Raw genomic sequence first — 13,186 nt, 5'->3', positions numbered from 1 at the left:
CGAGGTCCGTACCCTCACCGGCGCCCGCCTGTATGTTCTGGCGGTCATCGAGCACGCCACCCGCCGTATCCGAGTCCTCGGCGTCACCGCGCACCCCACCGGGCAGTGGGTCACCCAACTCGGCCGCAACCTTGCCATGGATCTGCAGGATGTGGGTAGCACGGCCAGGTTCCTCATCCGCGACCGGGACGCCAAATTCACTGCGGCCTTCGACGCGGTGCTGGCCGATGCCGCAGTACGTATCGTCAAGAGCGGTGTCCGGATGCCACGGATGAACTCCATCATGGAGCGCTGGATCCAGACCTGCCGGCGCGAACTGCTGGACCGGACCTTGATCTGGAACCAAAGCCATCTCCTCCACACGCTGCGTGAGTTCGAGACCTTCTACAACTCACATCGGCCGCACCGCGCTCTCCGGCAGGCAGCTCCGCTTCGGTCACTTCCCGACACCGCCTCCACCTCCGCTGGAGTCGCACAGCTCGACATCCGCCGACATGACCGACTTGGTCGTGTGCTGAAGGAGTATCGGCATGCCGCCTGACCTGGCCGGATGATTAATCGGCACCCGCACCGCTCTGCGGGGACTACCTTCTCCACGCCGATCACCAGCCGAGATCCCCCATCGAATGGGAACGATGGCTGACCGCCACCCGCAAAGCGATCACGAAACACGCGATCGCAACCACCGAAGGCGACACGCTGGATCATCAAGTCCGTCTCATACACGCTCACTGCCAGCCGGACCGAACTCGACCCGACGGCCAGAGCCCCAGTTCGCTTCAATATGCCAGCTTGCCCTCGCGGCTTGCCTGAGCCGTGTGCGGCGATGAGTCGCACGCACGGTTCTTAGGGGGACCGCCGCAGCAACGGCGGTCCTACCCGACCCGGAGGTGAGACTCCTCCGGGCCACCTGGCGGCGCCTGCCGCAGGGCCCGGAGGATGAGCCGCCATACCTCGTACGATGGCAACGGCACCAGACGCGACTCCGGCTGGGTGGCGGTGAACGCCCACAGCCCGGTCGCGCCCGTGTCGAGTACGAGCAGCCCGTGCCTGCCCGGCTGTTCCGTGCTCTCGCCGGGATCGATCGTCAGGTCCCACATCAGCATGGGCTCGGCCCACAGCTCCGGATCGATCCCGTCCGGCACCGGCACGCCCGCGTCTTCGAGGCGGCACCGCAGCACGTCGGTGGGCAGCGTGAACGGGTCGGCCCGCTGCAGGCGCGGCCCGATGCCCGCCCAGGCGCAGGCGTCCACGACCGCCCAACCCGGTGGCATGATCCGCAGCTCGAACTCCTCCGGTGGCGGTTCGTCGAACGCCGCTACCTCGGCCGCCGAGACGTCGGGGCCCAACGCGACAGCGGGCGGTGCAAGTACGACCGCCTGGGCTTCGCCGATGGCCGCGGACCAGCGCCGCCCCGTACGCCCGACGGCGGCCTCGATCGCCAGCCTGGCCACAGGCTCGCGCATGGCCTCCAGCGCCGGTTGCGCCTTCGGCAGCGCCCTGCCGCGCTCGTCCAGCAGCCCGGCGCCCACCAGCCGGTCGAACTGCTCAGGGTCGACCTCATTCCGCTGGTACGGGTCCTGGTCAGCGGCCATCAGCATCCGCAGCCCCGCGTCGGTGAGTCTCACCTGGGCGTTGTCACTCATCGGGGAGCCTCGACGCCAGCCCGGTGCCCGCCACAATGTACTCGAATGTCTCCGCCAGCTCGTCGTGCTGCTCGACGGCGCAGGTGCCGGACATGGAGGTGACCAGGTCGTCCTTGAGAAACCAGTACTGCTCCAAGGCCAGCGCGTAGATGCCGCTCCGGTAGGCGCTGAGCACCCGCCGCCCTTCGACGCCCCAGCGTTCGTACTGATCGATCGAGATCACCGTTAGGTCGGTCAGCGTGAGCGCCATGGCCTGCAGCAGCGCCTGGCTGTAGTCGGGCAGTTCCGACAGCTCCTTGGGCGGGCGCTCCACGGTGAGCGTCACGTTGGGACGGAAACCCGGGCCCGAGCCGGGCTGCCGGAGCGCGATCCTGACCTCCGGGTAGAGCAGGCCCTCCCAGCCGGGCGGCACCGGCAGGGACGCGCCGGTTTCCTGGTCGTGGTAGATCTGCCATGGACTGGCGGCCTGCCAGTCCTCCACGGTCTTCACGTCGATGGCTCCCATCAAAACAGCTTCTTCAGCCAGCGGCCGGTCGCGGCGCCCGCCTTGCTACCGACGAACCCGGCGCCAATGCCTCCGCCCAAGCCGCCGACGACCCCACCGATCGTCGCGCCCCAGGGACCGAAGAACGCGCCCACGTACGCACCGCCCATGGCCCCGGCCTTTGCGCCGGCCCAACCGGCCGCCAACGCACCCGCGGCGGCTGGCCCGCCCTCGACGGCGGCGTTCCCGGCGGCGCGGCCGAGGCGTTCATTGCGGCTCATCTCGGGGTGGTACGCCTTGTCCTGCTGCCACTGGTTGTAGCCGGCCCCGTAGACGGTGAGCCCGGCCCCTCCCCACTTCATCACGTTCCCGCCGGTCTTCAGCCAGCCGTTGGTACGGAACACGGGAACGTTGGGGTTGGGCACGATGCCGCGGCCGGGATGGTTCGACCACCCCCTTGGCAGGGGCATCGAGCCCGGTGGCCGGGAGGCGAGCCGCGGGTCGGGAGCAGAGCCCGCGGGCACCATCAACCCGCTGGGGAGCCGCTGGTACCTGATCGGCGACCAGTTGGCGTTGCCCTGCGTCGACCAGCCGGACCTGTCGATCATGGGTGCCCAGTCCGAGCGGTAGATCAGGCTCAGCCCGGGCCGGCCGGGCGTGGGGATGTGGTCCATGCGGGGGACGAAGGGCATCTGTGCGTTCGGGCCCTTCGGCCCGGCCACGCTGGCGCCAAGATTGAACTTCTCAAGGAGGTAGCCCGAGACGCCGATGGGGACGGAGCCGAACTCGTCAGATGTGATGACCTTGATCAGGTTGGGGTCGGTGACGTTCGACAGCTGCGGCATCCAGAACTTCCACGTACGCAGCTCGTCGATGGCCCGCTGGTCGTCGACGTACTTGATCGCTTTGCCCGCCGCCACGCCGCCCTGCTGGGTCAGCGGCCCTGTGGCCTTCCTGGACCTGCTGCGCACTTCCGGCGCGTCCTTGACCAGGTGCCGGACGCTCGCGATGGTGCCGTCGGCCTGCCTGGCCCACTGGTCGACCTCCATCGCGGCCTTGGCCGCGGCCTTACCCATGGCCAGCACCTTTTCCGGATCGATGATCCGCCCGTCGCCCAACCGGCTCACTCCTCGGCTGACAAAGATCCCCACAGTTTGCCATCATTCATGGCGACCAGAGGGGAAATGCGATGAAAGACAGCGAGAAGCTACGGCAAGCCGCCGCCGCACTGCGCGCCATCCCGGGCCACTTGGTCCGCCCGGTCAACGGAGTGCGGATGACCTTCCCCTTCCAGCAGTACTGGAAGGGTCCCGCGGCGACCGAGTTCCACAAAGTACTGATGGGCGCAACCAAAGACCTGACCGCGCTCGGCGACGACATTGAGGCGTACGCCAGGAAGCTCGACAACAAGGCGCGCGAACTCGAGGCCGAGGAGAAGGCCACGGGCAAACCGCGATAGGAGCTCTACCATTTTGTCCGAGGAAAGGCCGATATGTGCACGTCACTGACCGCCCTGACACCTCAAGGCCTGTGCCGCTCGAATATTGAGTTACGTGGCCTGAGCTGCGGTTAAGCGGCGTGTAGGTATTCGCTGATCATGCCGGTGACGACGGGTTTTCGGCGGATGGATCGCAGGTTGTTGAGTTCGGTCAGGTGCCGGGCGGGTTGCGTTGCGACGTTCGGGGGACGCTGGTACCGCGATTGGTGCGGCCTGTGCCCGTTGTAATGGATCAGATACTCCTTGAGCACGAGTGCCAGATGGCGTTCATCAAGGATCAGGATCCGGTCCAGGAGTTCGCGGTGTAGGGTGCCGATGACGCGCTCGCAGATGGCGTTCATTCTCGGAGTCCGCAGCAGTGTGGTGATGACCTGCAGCCCTTCAGCTGTGAAGACCTCCCGGAAGGCGGAGGTGAAGAGCGGGTCTCGATCGTGGATCAGGAACCGCAGCCCGGCGATGCGATCGCCCAGATCCATGGCCAGGTTGCGGGCCTGCTGCATCGTCCATGCCCCCGGGCGGGTGCGCGCTCACTCCGGCCAGGTGCAGTCTCCGGGTGCTGCGCTCGATGAAGACCAGCACATACAGCCGTTTGAGCAGCATCGTCTCGACCACCAGGAAGTCACACGCGATGATCGCGTGGGCTTGAGCGGTCAGGAACTGCCGCCAGGTCGGCCCCGCCCGGCGGGGCGCCGGATCGATGCCGACTGTGTGCAGGATCTCCCACACCGTGGAGGCCGCGATCGAGTATCCAAGGCGAGCCAATTCCCCTTGAATTCTCCGATGTCCCCAGGTCGGGGTTCTCCCGCGCCATCCGAGTAATCAGTGCCTTGACCGGCGGGCGGGTGCCTGGCCGTCCCGGGCGCCTCCTGTTCGTGGAGGTCCACTTACGCGCCACGAGGCTACGATGCCAACGCAGGATCGTCGCCGGGGTGACCGGGAACACCTCCGCCCACCGGCGGCGGTGGACCAGCCGCGACAACGCCGCCAGCCAGAGCCGGTCGGCGTGACCTCACCGAGGCCGGCCGCCGAGCTGACGGCGGAGCATCTCGTTCTCATGACGGAGCACCAGCAGCTCAACGTCCTTCGACAGATCAGCGCGGACCAGTACCGTCAGCAGGTCGAACAAGCCCCTCATCAACCGGTAGACAAGCGATGACAACACCTTGGGATGGTCGCAGCAGCCGTTCCGAGCGCGCAGCAAAATCCCAGTACAGCACGAAACCGGGTTTCCGAGCGGGACACGATGGTGGCACCCTCCGCTGACGACTTGGCCTGCCATGCTCACCGGCGGCCCGCGCGATTAAGGTCCTCACCAAATCGGCGTTCATCGCGCTTAGTCGACTTTCTCGCAGGATATGACATGGGCCGCGATCTCCATCGGACCCAACAATCATATGTCCGATATGCGCGACCTTATTAGCACTTTCCTTTATGGGGGATTCATGAGCACATTCAAACTGCTGGCAGGTCGGCTGTCGGGCCTCATCATCACGGGCGCGGCCACGCTGATAGCCGCCCCCCTGTCGGCGTACGGCGACGCGGAGTCGGTAAGGGCCGATTCCGGCACCGCGGCGGGCCACGCGGCCTTGCCGGGCCTCGCCTCCGGCAGCCGGTGGGGCATCATCGGCCGTAACACCCTGGGCGGGCCGAACGCGGTTCTGCGGGAGGGTCCCTACGGGCGCACGGGCACCGCGTTCGCGGCCACCGAGGCGCCGCCCTACGGCCAGGGCAGCCTCGGCGTCATCGTCGGCAGCGGCAACGACAAGATCGCGTTCGGTAACGAGACGATCTTCGCGGATGATCGGCTCTCCTCCATCGGCACGTTGAGGTACTGGGTGTTCGCGGGTGTCGACTCCCTGGCCGGGGTCAGCCTGCCGACCATTACCATCGAGGCCGATCCCAACGTGGGCACCGCCGAGTACACGAGCCTCGTCTACGTGCCCGACTCCTCTACCAGCCCGTCCGCTCCCGCGACTCGCACTCCCAACGTCTGGCAGCAGTACGATGCGTCCGCGACCGGAAGCAGGTGGTACGCGACAGGCGCCACGGGGCCCGCCATCGGCTGTACCCAGGCCACGCCGTGCTCGTTCGCCGACCTCAAGACCCGGCTGCCGAACGCGGTCGTCAGCCTCAGCCTGGGGTTCTCGAAGGGCAGGGACAACCCGTTCGTCGGCGCCGTCGACGGGCTTCAGGTCAACAACAGGGTCTTTGACTTCGAATTCTCCGGCGTGCGGACGAGGTCCGCGCGCTGAGGCCCATCTAACGCGACGAGGACGTGGGGGCGTGCGCCTCCCCGACGCGCCAGAGCACACGTACCGGCCGTTGGGGTCGGTGGTGGCTTGGCGGCGAGCGGGGGCTTGCAGATCGTGGTGTGGGCGGATGGTCACCACGCGGCCGGTCTTGGCGGTGGGGCAGCGATTGTGCGGGGGCAGGCGGCGCACAGGCCGGTGAAGGTGGCGCGGCGTTGCCGGTGACGGCCTGCGGGGGCGGCGAGCGGGACGGTGTGCCCGGCGGGGCAGGTGACCGTGTCGGTGCCATTACCGCACCCGTGGCCTCGCACCGGATGGGTGCGCTGAGGCGTTCGGTGTCACTCGTGAGTACGGTCTTGATGCCGGCTTCGGCGAGGACCTCGTCCAGGGGGCGGGGTACTTCCCATCCCGATCACGGATCAGATAGCGCGCCCGGCAAACATCGGATGGAGCCTCCAGCGCCTTTGGCCTCGGTTCCGCGCCCGGTCGCGGTCTCACCCTTCCTCGCGCTCGACGATGCCGCGTGGCCTCCCGAGCCATACCCAGGCGATCACGATGACGAGCGCCACCACCAGCAAGGGCACGAGCGGCGCATAAGGATGCGCGTGGCTGAGCAACCAGTCTCCGAGCAAGGCGCCGAGAGTCATGCCCGCGCAGCCCCCGATCAGGCCCCGCGCCGGTGACGGCCCGAGCGTCAGGGTGACGGAACCGCTCACCATGGCGATGTAGGTGGCAGTGAAGGCTGTCGTTGACAAGCCAGCACGTGCAGCGAGCGGATGGCGTTCATTCTCATGCCCATGGACATCGCGCCCGCGGCGATCATGATGTAGATCGCGACGGCGGACCACGAGGTCGTCATCCACACGGCGAGGAAGATGATCTGCGGGACCAGCCCGACGGCGAGGGCGACCGACACGCGGGGTGGCCACAGGCGGCGATCCTCATCGGTGCACACTCCAGGCCCGGACGCCCTCAGGATGGGTATCGCCAGCGCGGCGCCTGCGGCGAACGCGACCAGGGAGATGACCACGCCCGGGGGATTCGGGCCCGCCGGTGGGCCGGTGCCCGCGACGGCGATCCCGAGGAACACGAGGTTTCCTGTCTGGACCGCCGTGAACACCTTTCCAAAGCTGAGAAAGCAGATCGCCTCGTAGATGCCTGTGGAGAAGGAGAGCGCCACGAGGAGCCAATCTCGAAGTGCCAGTCTCTCGCGTCGCCTGCACCTTGCTCACCGATGTCCCCCGCAACCGCCCGTTACCTGTCGTACTTGAAATGTTACACATTGCTACTTCTGTGACTACTCGGCAAGGGAACCAGCCCGGCCCCGGGGGATCGCGTTACCGCTGCCCCTCATCTGCTGGACCTCGGGGTTGTCGAGCATCCACGGGTTCATGTCGGTGACCGTCGGGCCGGGCGCCAGGGCGTTGACCGTGATGCCCCGCCCGCCGACCACCTGGGCGAGGGAGCGGCTGAGCACCTCGATGGCGGCCTTGCCCATCGCGTACGGCTGCTCGGGCATCGCGATCCTGGTCGCCGCGGTCGACAGGTTGATGATGCGGCCGCCGTCGTTCAGCAGCGGCAGGACCCGCTGGATGATGAACAACGGCGCCTTGGTGTTGACCGCGACCAGGTGGTCGAACGCCTCCGGGGTGATCGTCTCGATCGAGTCGGCGGTGATGGCGGCGTTGTTGACCAGGATGTCCAGTCGTGCCTGGCCGGTCCGCGCGAGCAGGCCCACCTCCAGTGCGGCGAACTGAACATGACCTGCACCCCGCCTCACCGCGGACCTGGTGGAAGGCCTTTGGAGAAGGGGCGGTGGTGATGCTGGCCAACCCAAGGCCGCTGCCTTCATGATCGCGCTCTATCCGCAGTTCCTGCCCACCGACCAGCCACTGCTGGTCACGACCGCACTCTTGGCGTTGTTCCAGGTGGCCGTAGAGATCGTTTTGTATCTCGCGTTGGCCGCCGTCAGCGGGACGACCTTGGTCGCCCTCGGTCTGAGGATGGTGGTCGAGGGCCGCTGCTGGTAAACCCCCAGCTACGCTGCTTCGGCCGGCCCTCCAGTGGAGGCCCAAGAACCCAGCGGCCGATCGGCAACCGATTCGTCGGTCTCCTCGACACCGCAGACCCTCAGTCCGCGGCCCTGGTAGTTGGCCAGAGCAGCCGGACCGTCGAGAGTGCAGGTGTGCACCCACACGCGGGTGACGTCGGCGAGGTCGAACCGCTCAGGGAGCGACCACGCCGCGCGGATGCCGTGTTCGAGCAACCGCCCGCCCAGGCCGCGGCCGATGGCCTGCTCGGTCAGACCGAAGTAGCGGATCTCCACGTGGGTCCCGTCTTCCTCCTGGGTGGGGTGGAGGTGCACGTACCCCAAGGGCAGGCCGCCGCCGTACAGGATCCAGAACTCCGTGCCCTGGACCGCCAGTTCCTCGGCCCACTGCCGGCGCGACCAGCCCAACCGGTCGGTCCAGTGCCACGGCCCTCCGACCAGGCCGTAGAGGAATCGGGCGTACTCGGGTGTGACAGCGGGGGCACGGTCCAGGCGCACTTCGTCGGGCAACGCGCGCGGGGCCCCTACGGGGGCGCTCAGCATTTCGAGAGTAGTGGTGGTGACCTTCATCAGTGGTTTTCCCAGGACTGTGGACGGCGGTTGATCAGTCGACGGCGACGCGGACGAACCCTCGGTCAAGGTCGGAGTGGCCGTCGTGCTGGTCGATGCGCAGTCGGCCCGCGGTGACGAACACGATCGCGTGGCACCGGGTGGTGTCGGGCCGGGCGTCGTGGCGTTCGCCTGCCGCCAGGCTCCACGACCGTGGCTGCGCCTGGCGGGTGGCCGGGGCCGATCCCAGCGGGATCGCGAGGCTGTCGGCGCTGGGGCCACGCCGGGTGACCTCTTGGCGCTGACGTGGGAGAGCGCGGCCAGGTCGGGTTCGGCCGCGTTCATCCCGCCAATGTACCCCCGATGCGCAGAATGTTGCTCATGGCCGGGGCTCTGAGCAGCCCACCCGGCACCGCGGTCCTGGAGTTGGATGCCGGCGAAGCAGGGGCGGCTTCACTGCGGCGAATCAGGCTCACGCCTTTGGAGAAACCGCCCCTTGGGGAGGGCTATCCGACCGCGCAGGCGCGGTGGATGGTCTGGCTGACGCTGTTGCCCGCGGTGTCGGTCGATGTGGCGCGCAGGGACACGAAGCCTGCTGTGTGCGGGTTGGTCATCTGCGCCGTCCAGCCCGAGCTCTTGGCTCTGACCCGGACGTCGCGCCAGGTCGCTCCGTCATCGACGGACATCTGCAGGTGGATGGGCTTCACGGCTGCCGCCGGAGCACCGGGATTGCGTTCGATCCAGAACGGCAGCCGGGTGGACGATCCAGGCTTGGCGCGGTTGTACTCGTCCAGCCCTTGTGGGGCGAAGCGGACCGCCGTGAGGGGGAGCGCTTCCCGCTTGGCGGTGCTCGCCGAGCGGAACGTCCACGTCGATTCCACCTTCGTGGACAGCGTGGAATGCGGCACCTGCCGGCCGGCCGTCGCGCTGAGTGGTCTGAGCTACCGGCGGCTACGAGTCGGCGTTCCTCATCGGCGTGTTGAGCGTTCTGCGTGACGGTGCCCACGTAGTAGCCGGCCGCCGAGGAGGGCTGCGCAGGCCCCGACGGTCAGCAGCCCGCCGGCGAGGAAGGTGCCCCGTGCCCCGGCGAGCGGCAGGACCAGTGCCCCAAGCGCGGCACCCGCCGCGATGCCGGCGTTGTAGGCGCCGGAGTTCGCCGCCAGGGCGATGTCCGTGCGGCCCGGCGCGCAGTGCAGCATGGCGTTCTGCGTGGTCATGAACACCGGCCCGAGTGCACCGCCCATCAGCATCAGAAACACCACCGCCGCCACCGGATGAGCGCCGAGTGCGTACAGGCCGAGCATACCCACCGCCTGCGTCGCCACGGCGGTAGCCAGCGCGGACAGCGGAAAACGGTCCAGAAACGCCCCAGTGATGCTCACCCCGGCCAGAAACGCGACACCGAAACCCACGAACAGGACGCTGACCGTGCCCGGGGAGAACCCGCTCACGTCTCCCAGGAACGTCATGATGTAGGTGTATCCCGTGAACGCCCCGGCTGCGGACAACGCTCCGGCCGCCAGCACCGTCCCGAATCGTCGTACGTCGGGACTGGTCGCGTAGGCGGCGGGCTCCTCTTCCGGGCGCGAAGTCGGCAGCAGGACGGCGATCGTCGTCAGAGAGACAAGCCCCAGAACCGCCAGCAGGGCGATGGGCACCTGCCAGTTGCTCTGCTGGCCCAGCCAGGTCCCAGCGGGAACGCCGAGTACGAGAGCGAGCGAACCGGCGACGGACAGCGCCCCGACCACCCGCCCCCGGACCTCGGGCGCGAACAGGCCCACCGCGACCGGTCCCATCACGGCCCAGAACAGAGCCTGGGCGAGCGCGGTCAGCAGCCGCGCCACGAGGAGCAGCCAGTAGGAGGTGGCCAGCGCCGCGACGAGGCTGGACACCACGAGCACGGCCAGCAGTCCCGTGAGCACATGGCGACGGGGTACGGCCCGGACGACCTGGGCAATCGGCACGGATGCGATGGCCACCGTCACGCCGTAACCGGTGACCAGGAGACCGACCGCCGACAGGGACACCCTGAGGTCTTCGGAGATGAGCTCCAGGAGGCCGACCGGCAGGTTTTCCGCAGTGTTGAACGTGAGGGCGGCCAGCATCAGAGCCCCGAGCACCGCCAGCCTCTGCCATTGAGCCGGTGGTCGCGTGATCTTACGGTCTCTTCCGGTTCTCGCCCATCGCACCTGCTCGGTGGCGCCGTCCATGCAGATACCCCACCAAGCCCACCAGCCTCACCGCAACCCGAATTCATCCGCGGAGACCGACAGGTGGGCGGGCAGGCAGCGGTCCACGCCCGCGCCAGCGGGAACGCAAGCTGGGTCTGGCGACCCTCTGACGTCGCCAGACGACTCTGCGGCGGCCTGGTCGCCGGCCCCGCTGCCTGCTGTCGCTGTTCGCCCCGTGGGTGCGGCGTCATGTACGGCGCCCGCTGCCCGTCCCTCTGCTTGGTCGGGTACCACAGGGTGACCTTGAGCTCCCTGGCGTCGACGTCGAGGTCCCACGGATCGGGGCGAGATGTGTCCTTCACATACAGGGCTACTCCGCCATCTTGAGGTGGCGGTCCAGTTCGTCGAGGGTCAGCGGCTGCCGGCGCAGCGGCTCGGAGGCGTCCAGCGCCGTGGCGTGGAGGCTGCCGAGGAACAGCTCCAACTGCTGGTCGATGATCAGCCCGTTCAGCTCGGCACCGATGACGGGCAGCGGGCGGGACAGCTTGATGACGCCGAGCCAGATGTCGATGGGGTTGATGCCTCGGCGGAGCTGCCCCTCCTGCTGGGCGGTGCGGGTGAGCTGCTGCATCTGCTCGAAAAGCTGGTTGCGTCGCGCCTTCAGCGCTCCTCCCTCGCCGCGCGCGTCCTCCTCCAGGCCGGGGAGCAGCACCGGCATGATGACGCTGAGCCGCAACTCCACCAGGCGGCGTATGAGCTGAACGAGAGCGCCCCAGGCGTCGGGGTGCGTGGCGGTGGCGTGGGCCAGTTCCTCGCCGACCAGGGTCAGGCTGTCCAGGGCGACCTGCTGGACGAGCGTGTGGCGGTCGGGGAACCGGCGGTAGAGCGTGGCGATGCCGACGCCGGCGCGGCGGGCGACCTCCTCCAACGGCGCGTGGATGCCCTGCTCGAGGAAGACCTCGCGGGCCGTGGCGATGATCTGCTCGCGATTGCGACGGGCGTCCGCCCGCAGTCGGGCCGTGTTCTCGGACAACCGGCACCTATCTCGTTGATGTGGAGGGAATCCCTTCGATTGTGCTAGCTTACCGTCCACAGCAAACGAAGGATTATCCTCCATTTAGGGAGATGCTGATGTCCCGGACCACGGCTCCTGACAGCCGGAGCTTCCCGCTCCAGCGGCAGTGCCCGTTCGCCCCACCGCCGGAGTACGAGCGGCTGCGCGCCGAGGAACCCGTCTCCAAGGCGCGGCTGCCCACCGGCGGCACCGCCTGGCTGGTGACCCGGTATGAGGATGTCCGGACCGTGCTGAGCAGCCCGGTGTTCAGCGCCGACGGCACCCGCCCCGGCTTCCCCGCGCTCCTGCAGGGGCAGGCGCAGGTCCTGCAGCGCCCGCCGTTCATCCGGATGGACCCGCCACAGCACAGCTTCTACCGGCGCATGCTCATCCAGGAGTTCACCCTCAAACGCATCAAGACGATGCGGCCCGGCATCCAGGCCACGGTGAACGGGCTGCTCGACGACATGCTCGCCACGACCCCGCCGGTGGACCTGGTCGAGGCGTTCGCGCTCCCCGTGTCCTCACTGGTGATCTGCCAGCTGCTCGGTGTGCCCTACGATGACCACGAGTTCTTCCAGAGCAGGAGCAAGGTCGGCGTGTCAGGGGAGAGCACCGCGGAGCAGTTCGCGACCGCGTTGGGTGAGCTGCGCGCCTATATGGACGGCCTGATCACCCGCAAGCAGCAGGAGCCCGGCGACGACCTGCTGAGCAAGCTGGTCACCGAGCAGTTGGAGCCCGCCGGCGAGCTGCGCCGGGATGAACTGCTCATGATGTGCCTGATGCTGCTCAACGCGGGCCACGAGACCACGGCGAACATGATCTCGCTGGGCACCGTGGCGCTGCTGGAGCACCCCGACCAACTCGCCGCCCTTCAGGAGAACCCCGAGCTGCTCCCCGACACCATCGAAGAGCTGCTGCGCTACCTCAGCATCGCCGACCTCGTCACCGCCCGGATCGCGGCCGAGGACACCGAGCTCAGCGGCACCCGGATCCGCGCGGGCGAGGGAGTCATCGCCCTGCTGGCCGCGGCCGACTGGGACCCCGGAGTGTTCCCGGAGCCCGAGCGGCTCGACGTTCACCGCGGCAACCGGCACCACGTCGCCTTCGGCTACGGCGTGCACCAGTGCCTGGGGCAGAACCTCGCCAGGGTCGAGCTGGAGATCGTGTTCTCCACCCTGTTCAGGCGCATCCCCACCCTGCGGGTCGCCGTGCCGGTGGACGAGCTGCCCTACAAGCACGGCAACCTCGCGTACGGCATCCACGCGCTGCCCGTCACCTGGTAGGTGGAGCATGCGGATCACCGCCGACACCACCGTCTGTATCAGCGCCGGCATGTGCGCGCTCACCGCGCCGGGGGTCTTCGACCAGGGGGACGACGACGGACTGGTCGCTGTACTCCTATCGGAGCCCTCCGAGGAACTGCGCGAGGCCGCGGCGGAGGCCGTCCGGCTGTGCCCCAGCGGGGCGCTCGACATCGGGTAA

17 protein-coding genes are annotated in these 13,186 nt (G+C 68.2%); 6 read left to right on the top strand and 11 right to left on the bottom strand.

Going from position 1 to position 13,186, the window contains the following annotated elements; translation table 11 throughout:
• The coding region (locus tag ABD844_RS28705; RefSeq protein ID WP_344884706.1) for an integrase core domain-containing protein at positions 1-541 on the top strand (541 nt) is incomplete at its 5' end.
• 334 nt (positions 542-875) lie between these two features.
• Here ABD844_RS28705 and ABD844_RS28700 read toward each other — a convergent pair.
• From ABD844_RS28700 to ABD844_RS28690, 3 genes are read right to left on the bottom strand one after another with little or no spacing between them, the layout of a single operon-like run.
• Positions 876-1,646, bottom strand: coding sequence for a hypothetical protein (locus ABD844_RS28700; protein ID WP_344884703.1), 771 nt, complete (start codon positions 1,644-1,646; stop codon positions 876-878).
• Entirely contained in the window at positions 1,639-2,151 is a 513-nt protein-coding gene (locus tag ABD844_RS28695; RefSeq protein ID WP_344884700.1) for a hypothetical protein, read from the bottom strand. Before ABD844_RS28695 ends, ABD844_RS28700 begins: the two co-directional genes overlap by 8 nt.
• Positions 2,151-3,248 carry a hypothetical protein gene (locus tag ABD844_RS28690; protein WP_344884697.1) on the bottom strand — a complete coding sequence of 366 codons (1,098 nt, stop codon included), beginning with the start codon at positions 3,246-3,248 and terminating at the stop codon, positions 2,151-2,153. Before ABD844_RS28690 ends, ABD844_RS28695 begins: the two co-directional genes overlap by 1 nt.
• Positions 3,249-3,319: 71 nt before the next feature.
• Here ABD844_RS28690 and ABD844_RS28685 point away from each other — a divergent pair, with 71 nt between their 5' ends.
• Positions 3,320-3,589 (top strand): hypothetical protein, encoded by a 270-nt coding sequence (locus ABD844_RS28685; RefSeq protein WP_344884694.1) that lies wholly within the window; start codon positions 3,320-3,322, stop codon positions 3,587-3,589.
• A gap of 110 nt (positions 3,590-3,699) precedes the next feature.
• Here ABD844_RS28685 and ABD844_RS28680 read toward each other — a convergent pair whose 3' ends face one another.
• Positions 3,700-4,128: an integrase core domain-containing protein gene (locus ABD844_RS28680; RefSeq protein ID WP_344884691.1), complete on the bottom strand. Its 429-nt coding sequence runs from the start codon at positions 4,126-4,128 to the stop codon at positions 3,700-3,702.
• Positions 4,129-5,070: 942 nt separating this feature from the next.
• On the opposite strand from ABD844_RS28680, the gene ABD844_RS28675 reads away from it, so the two are divergent.
• Positions 5,071-5,880 carry a hypothetical protein gene (locus tag ABD844_RS28675; RefSeq protein ID WP_344884688.1) on the top strand — a complete coding sequence of 270 codons (810 nt, stop codon included), beginning with the start codon at positions 5,071-5,073 and terminating at the stop codon, positions 5,878-5,880.
• Positions 5,881-6,371: 491 nt separating this feature from the next.
• On the opposite strand, the gene ABD844_RS28670 is transcribed toward ABD844_RS28675, so the two are convergent.
• The 3 genes from ABD844_RS28670 to ABD844_RS28660 form a co-directional block, all read right to left on the bottom strand.
• A complete protein-coding gene (locus tag ABD844_RS28670; RefSeq protein ID WP_344884685.1) occupies positions 6,372-6,596 on the bottom strand; it encodes a hypothetical protein in 225 nt (74 codons plus the stop codon).
• Positions 6,590-7,057 carry a DUF1275 family protein gene (locus tag ABD844_RS28665; protein WP_344884682.1) on the bottom strand — a complete coding sequence of 156 codons (468 nt, stop codon included), beginning with the start codon at positions 7,055-7,057 and terminating at the stop codon, positions 6,590-6,592. Before ABD844_RS28665 ends, ABD844_RS28670 begins: the two co-directional genes overlap by 7 nt.
• Before the next feature lie 117 nt (positions 7,058-7,174).
• Complete coding sequence (locus tag ABD844_RS28660) at positions 7,175-7,657, bottom strand: SDR family NAD(P)-dependent oxidoreductase (RefSeq protein WP_344884679.1); 483 nt, start codon at positions 7,655-7,657, stop codon at positions 7,175-7,177.
• Between the two features lie 70 nt (positions 7,658-7,727).
• On the opposite strand from ABD844_RS28660, the gene ABD844_RS28655 reads away from it, so the two are divergent.
• Positions 7,728-7,907: a hypothetical protein gene (locus ABD844_RS28655; RefSeq protein WP_344884677.1), complete on the top strand. Its 180-nt coding sequence runs from the start codon at positions 7,728-7,730 to the stop codon at positions 7,905-7,907.
• 8 nt (positions 7,908-7,915) lie between these two features.
• On the opposite strand, the gene ABD844_RS28650 is transcribed toward ABD844_RS28655, so the two are convergent.
• The 4 genes from ABD844_RS28650 to ABD844_RS28635 all read right to left on the bottom strand — a co-directional run bounded on the left by ABD844_RS28650 (position 7,916) and on the right by ABD844_RS28635 (position 11,680).
• Complete coding sequence (locus ABD844_RS28650) at positions 7,916-8,497, bottom strand: GNAT family N-acetyltransferase (protein ID WP_344884675.1); 582 nt, start codon at positions 8,495-8,497, stop codon at positions 7,916-7,918.
• Positions 8,498-8,982: 485 nt separating this feature from the next.
• A complete protein-coding gene (locus ABD844_RS28645) occupies positions 8,983-9,357 on the bottom strand; it encodes a hypothetical protein (protein WP_344884673.1) in 375 nt (124 codons plus the stop codon).
• Between the two features lie 87 nt (positions 9,358-9,444).
• On the bottom strand, positions 9,445-10,581 hold the full coding sequence (locus tag ABD844_RS28640; RefSeq protein WP_344884671.1) for an MFS transporter: 1,137 nt from the start codon (positions 10,579-10,581) through the stop codon (positions 9,445-9,447).
• A 436-nt stretch (positions 10,582-11,017) separates the two neighbouring features.
• Positions 11,018-11,680, bottom strand: coding sequence for a TetR/AcrR family transcriptional regulator (locus ABD844_RS28635; protein ID WP_344884669.1), 663 nt, complete (start codon positions 11,678-11,680; stop codon positions 11,018-11,020).
• Positions 11,681-11,778: 98 nt separating this feature from the next.
• Here ABD844_RS28635 and ABD844_RS28630 point away from each other — a divergent pair, with 98 nt between their 5' ends.
• On the top strand, positions 11,779-12,987 hold the full coding sequence (locus ABD844_RS28630; protein ID WP_344884667.1) for a cytochrome P450: 1,209 nt from the start codon (positions 11,779-11,781) through the stop codon (positions 12,985-12,987).
• A gap of 7 nt (positions 12,988-12,994) precedes the next feature.
• Complete coding sequence (locus ABD844_RS28625) at positions 12,995-13,186, top strand: ferredoxin (protein ID WP_344884664.1); 192 nt, start codon at positions 12,995-12,997, stop codon at positions 13,184-13,186.

Source organism: Nonomuraea antimicrobica (assembly GCF_039536965.1).
In the GTDB taxonomy this organism is placed as follows: Bacteria; Actinomycetota; Actinomycetes; order Streptosporangiales; family Streptosporangiaceae; genus Nonomuraea; species Nonomuraea antimicrobica.
This window is presented reverse-complemented; position numbering and strand designations above follow the sequence as displayed.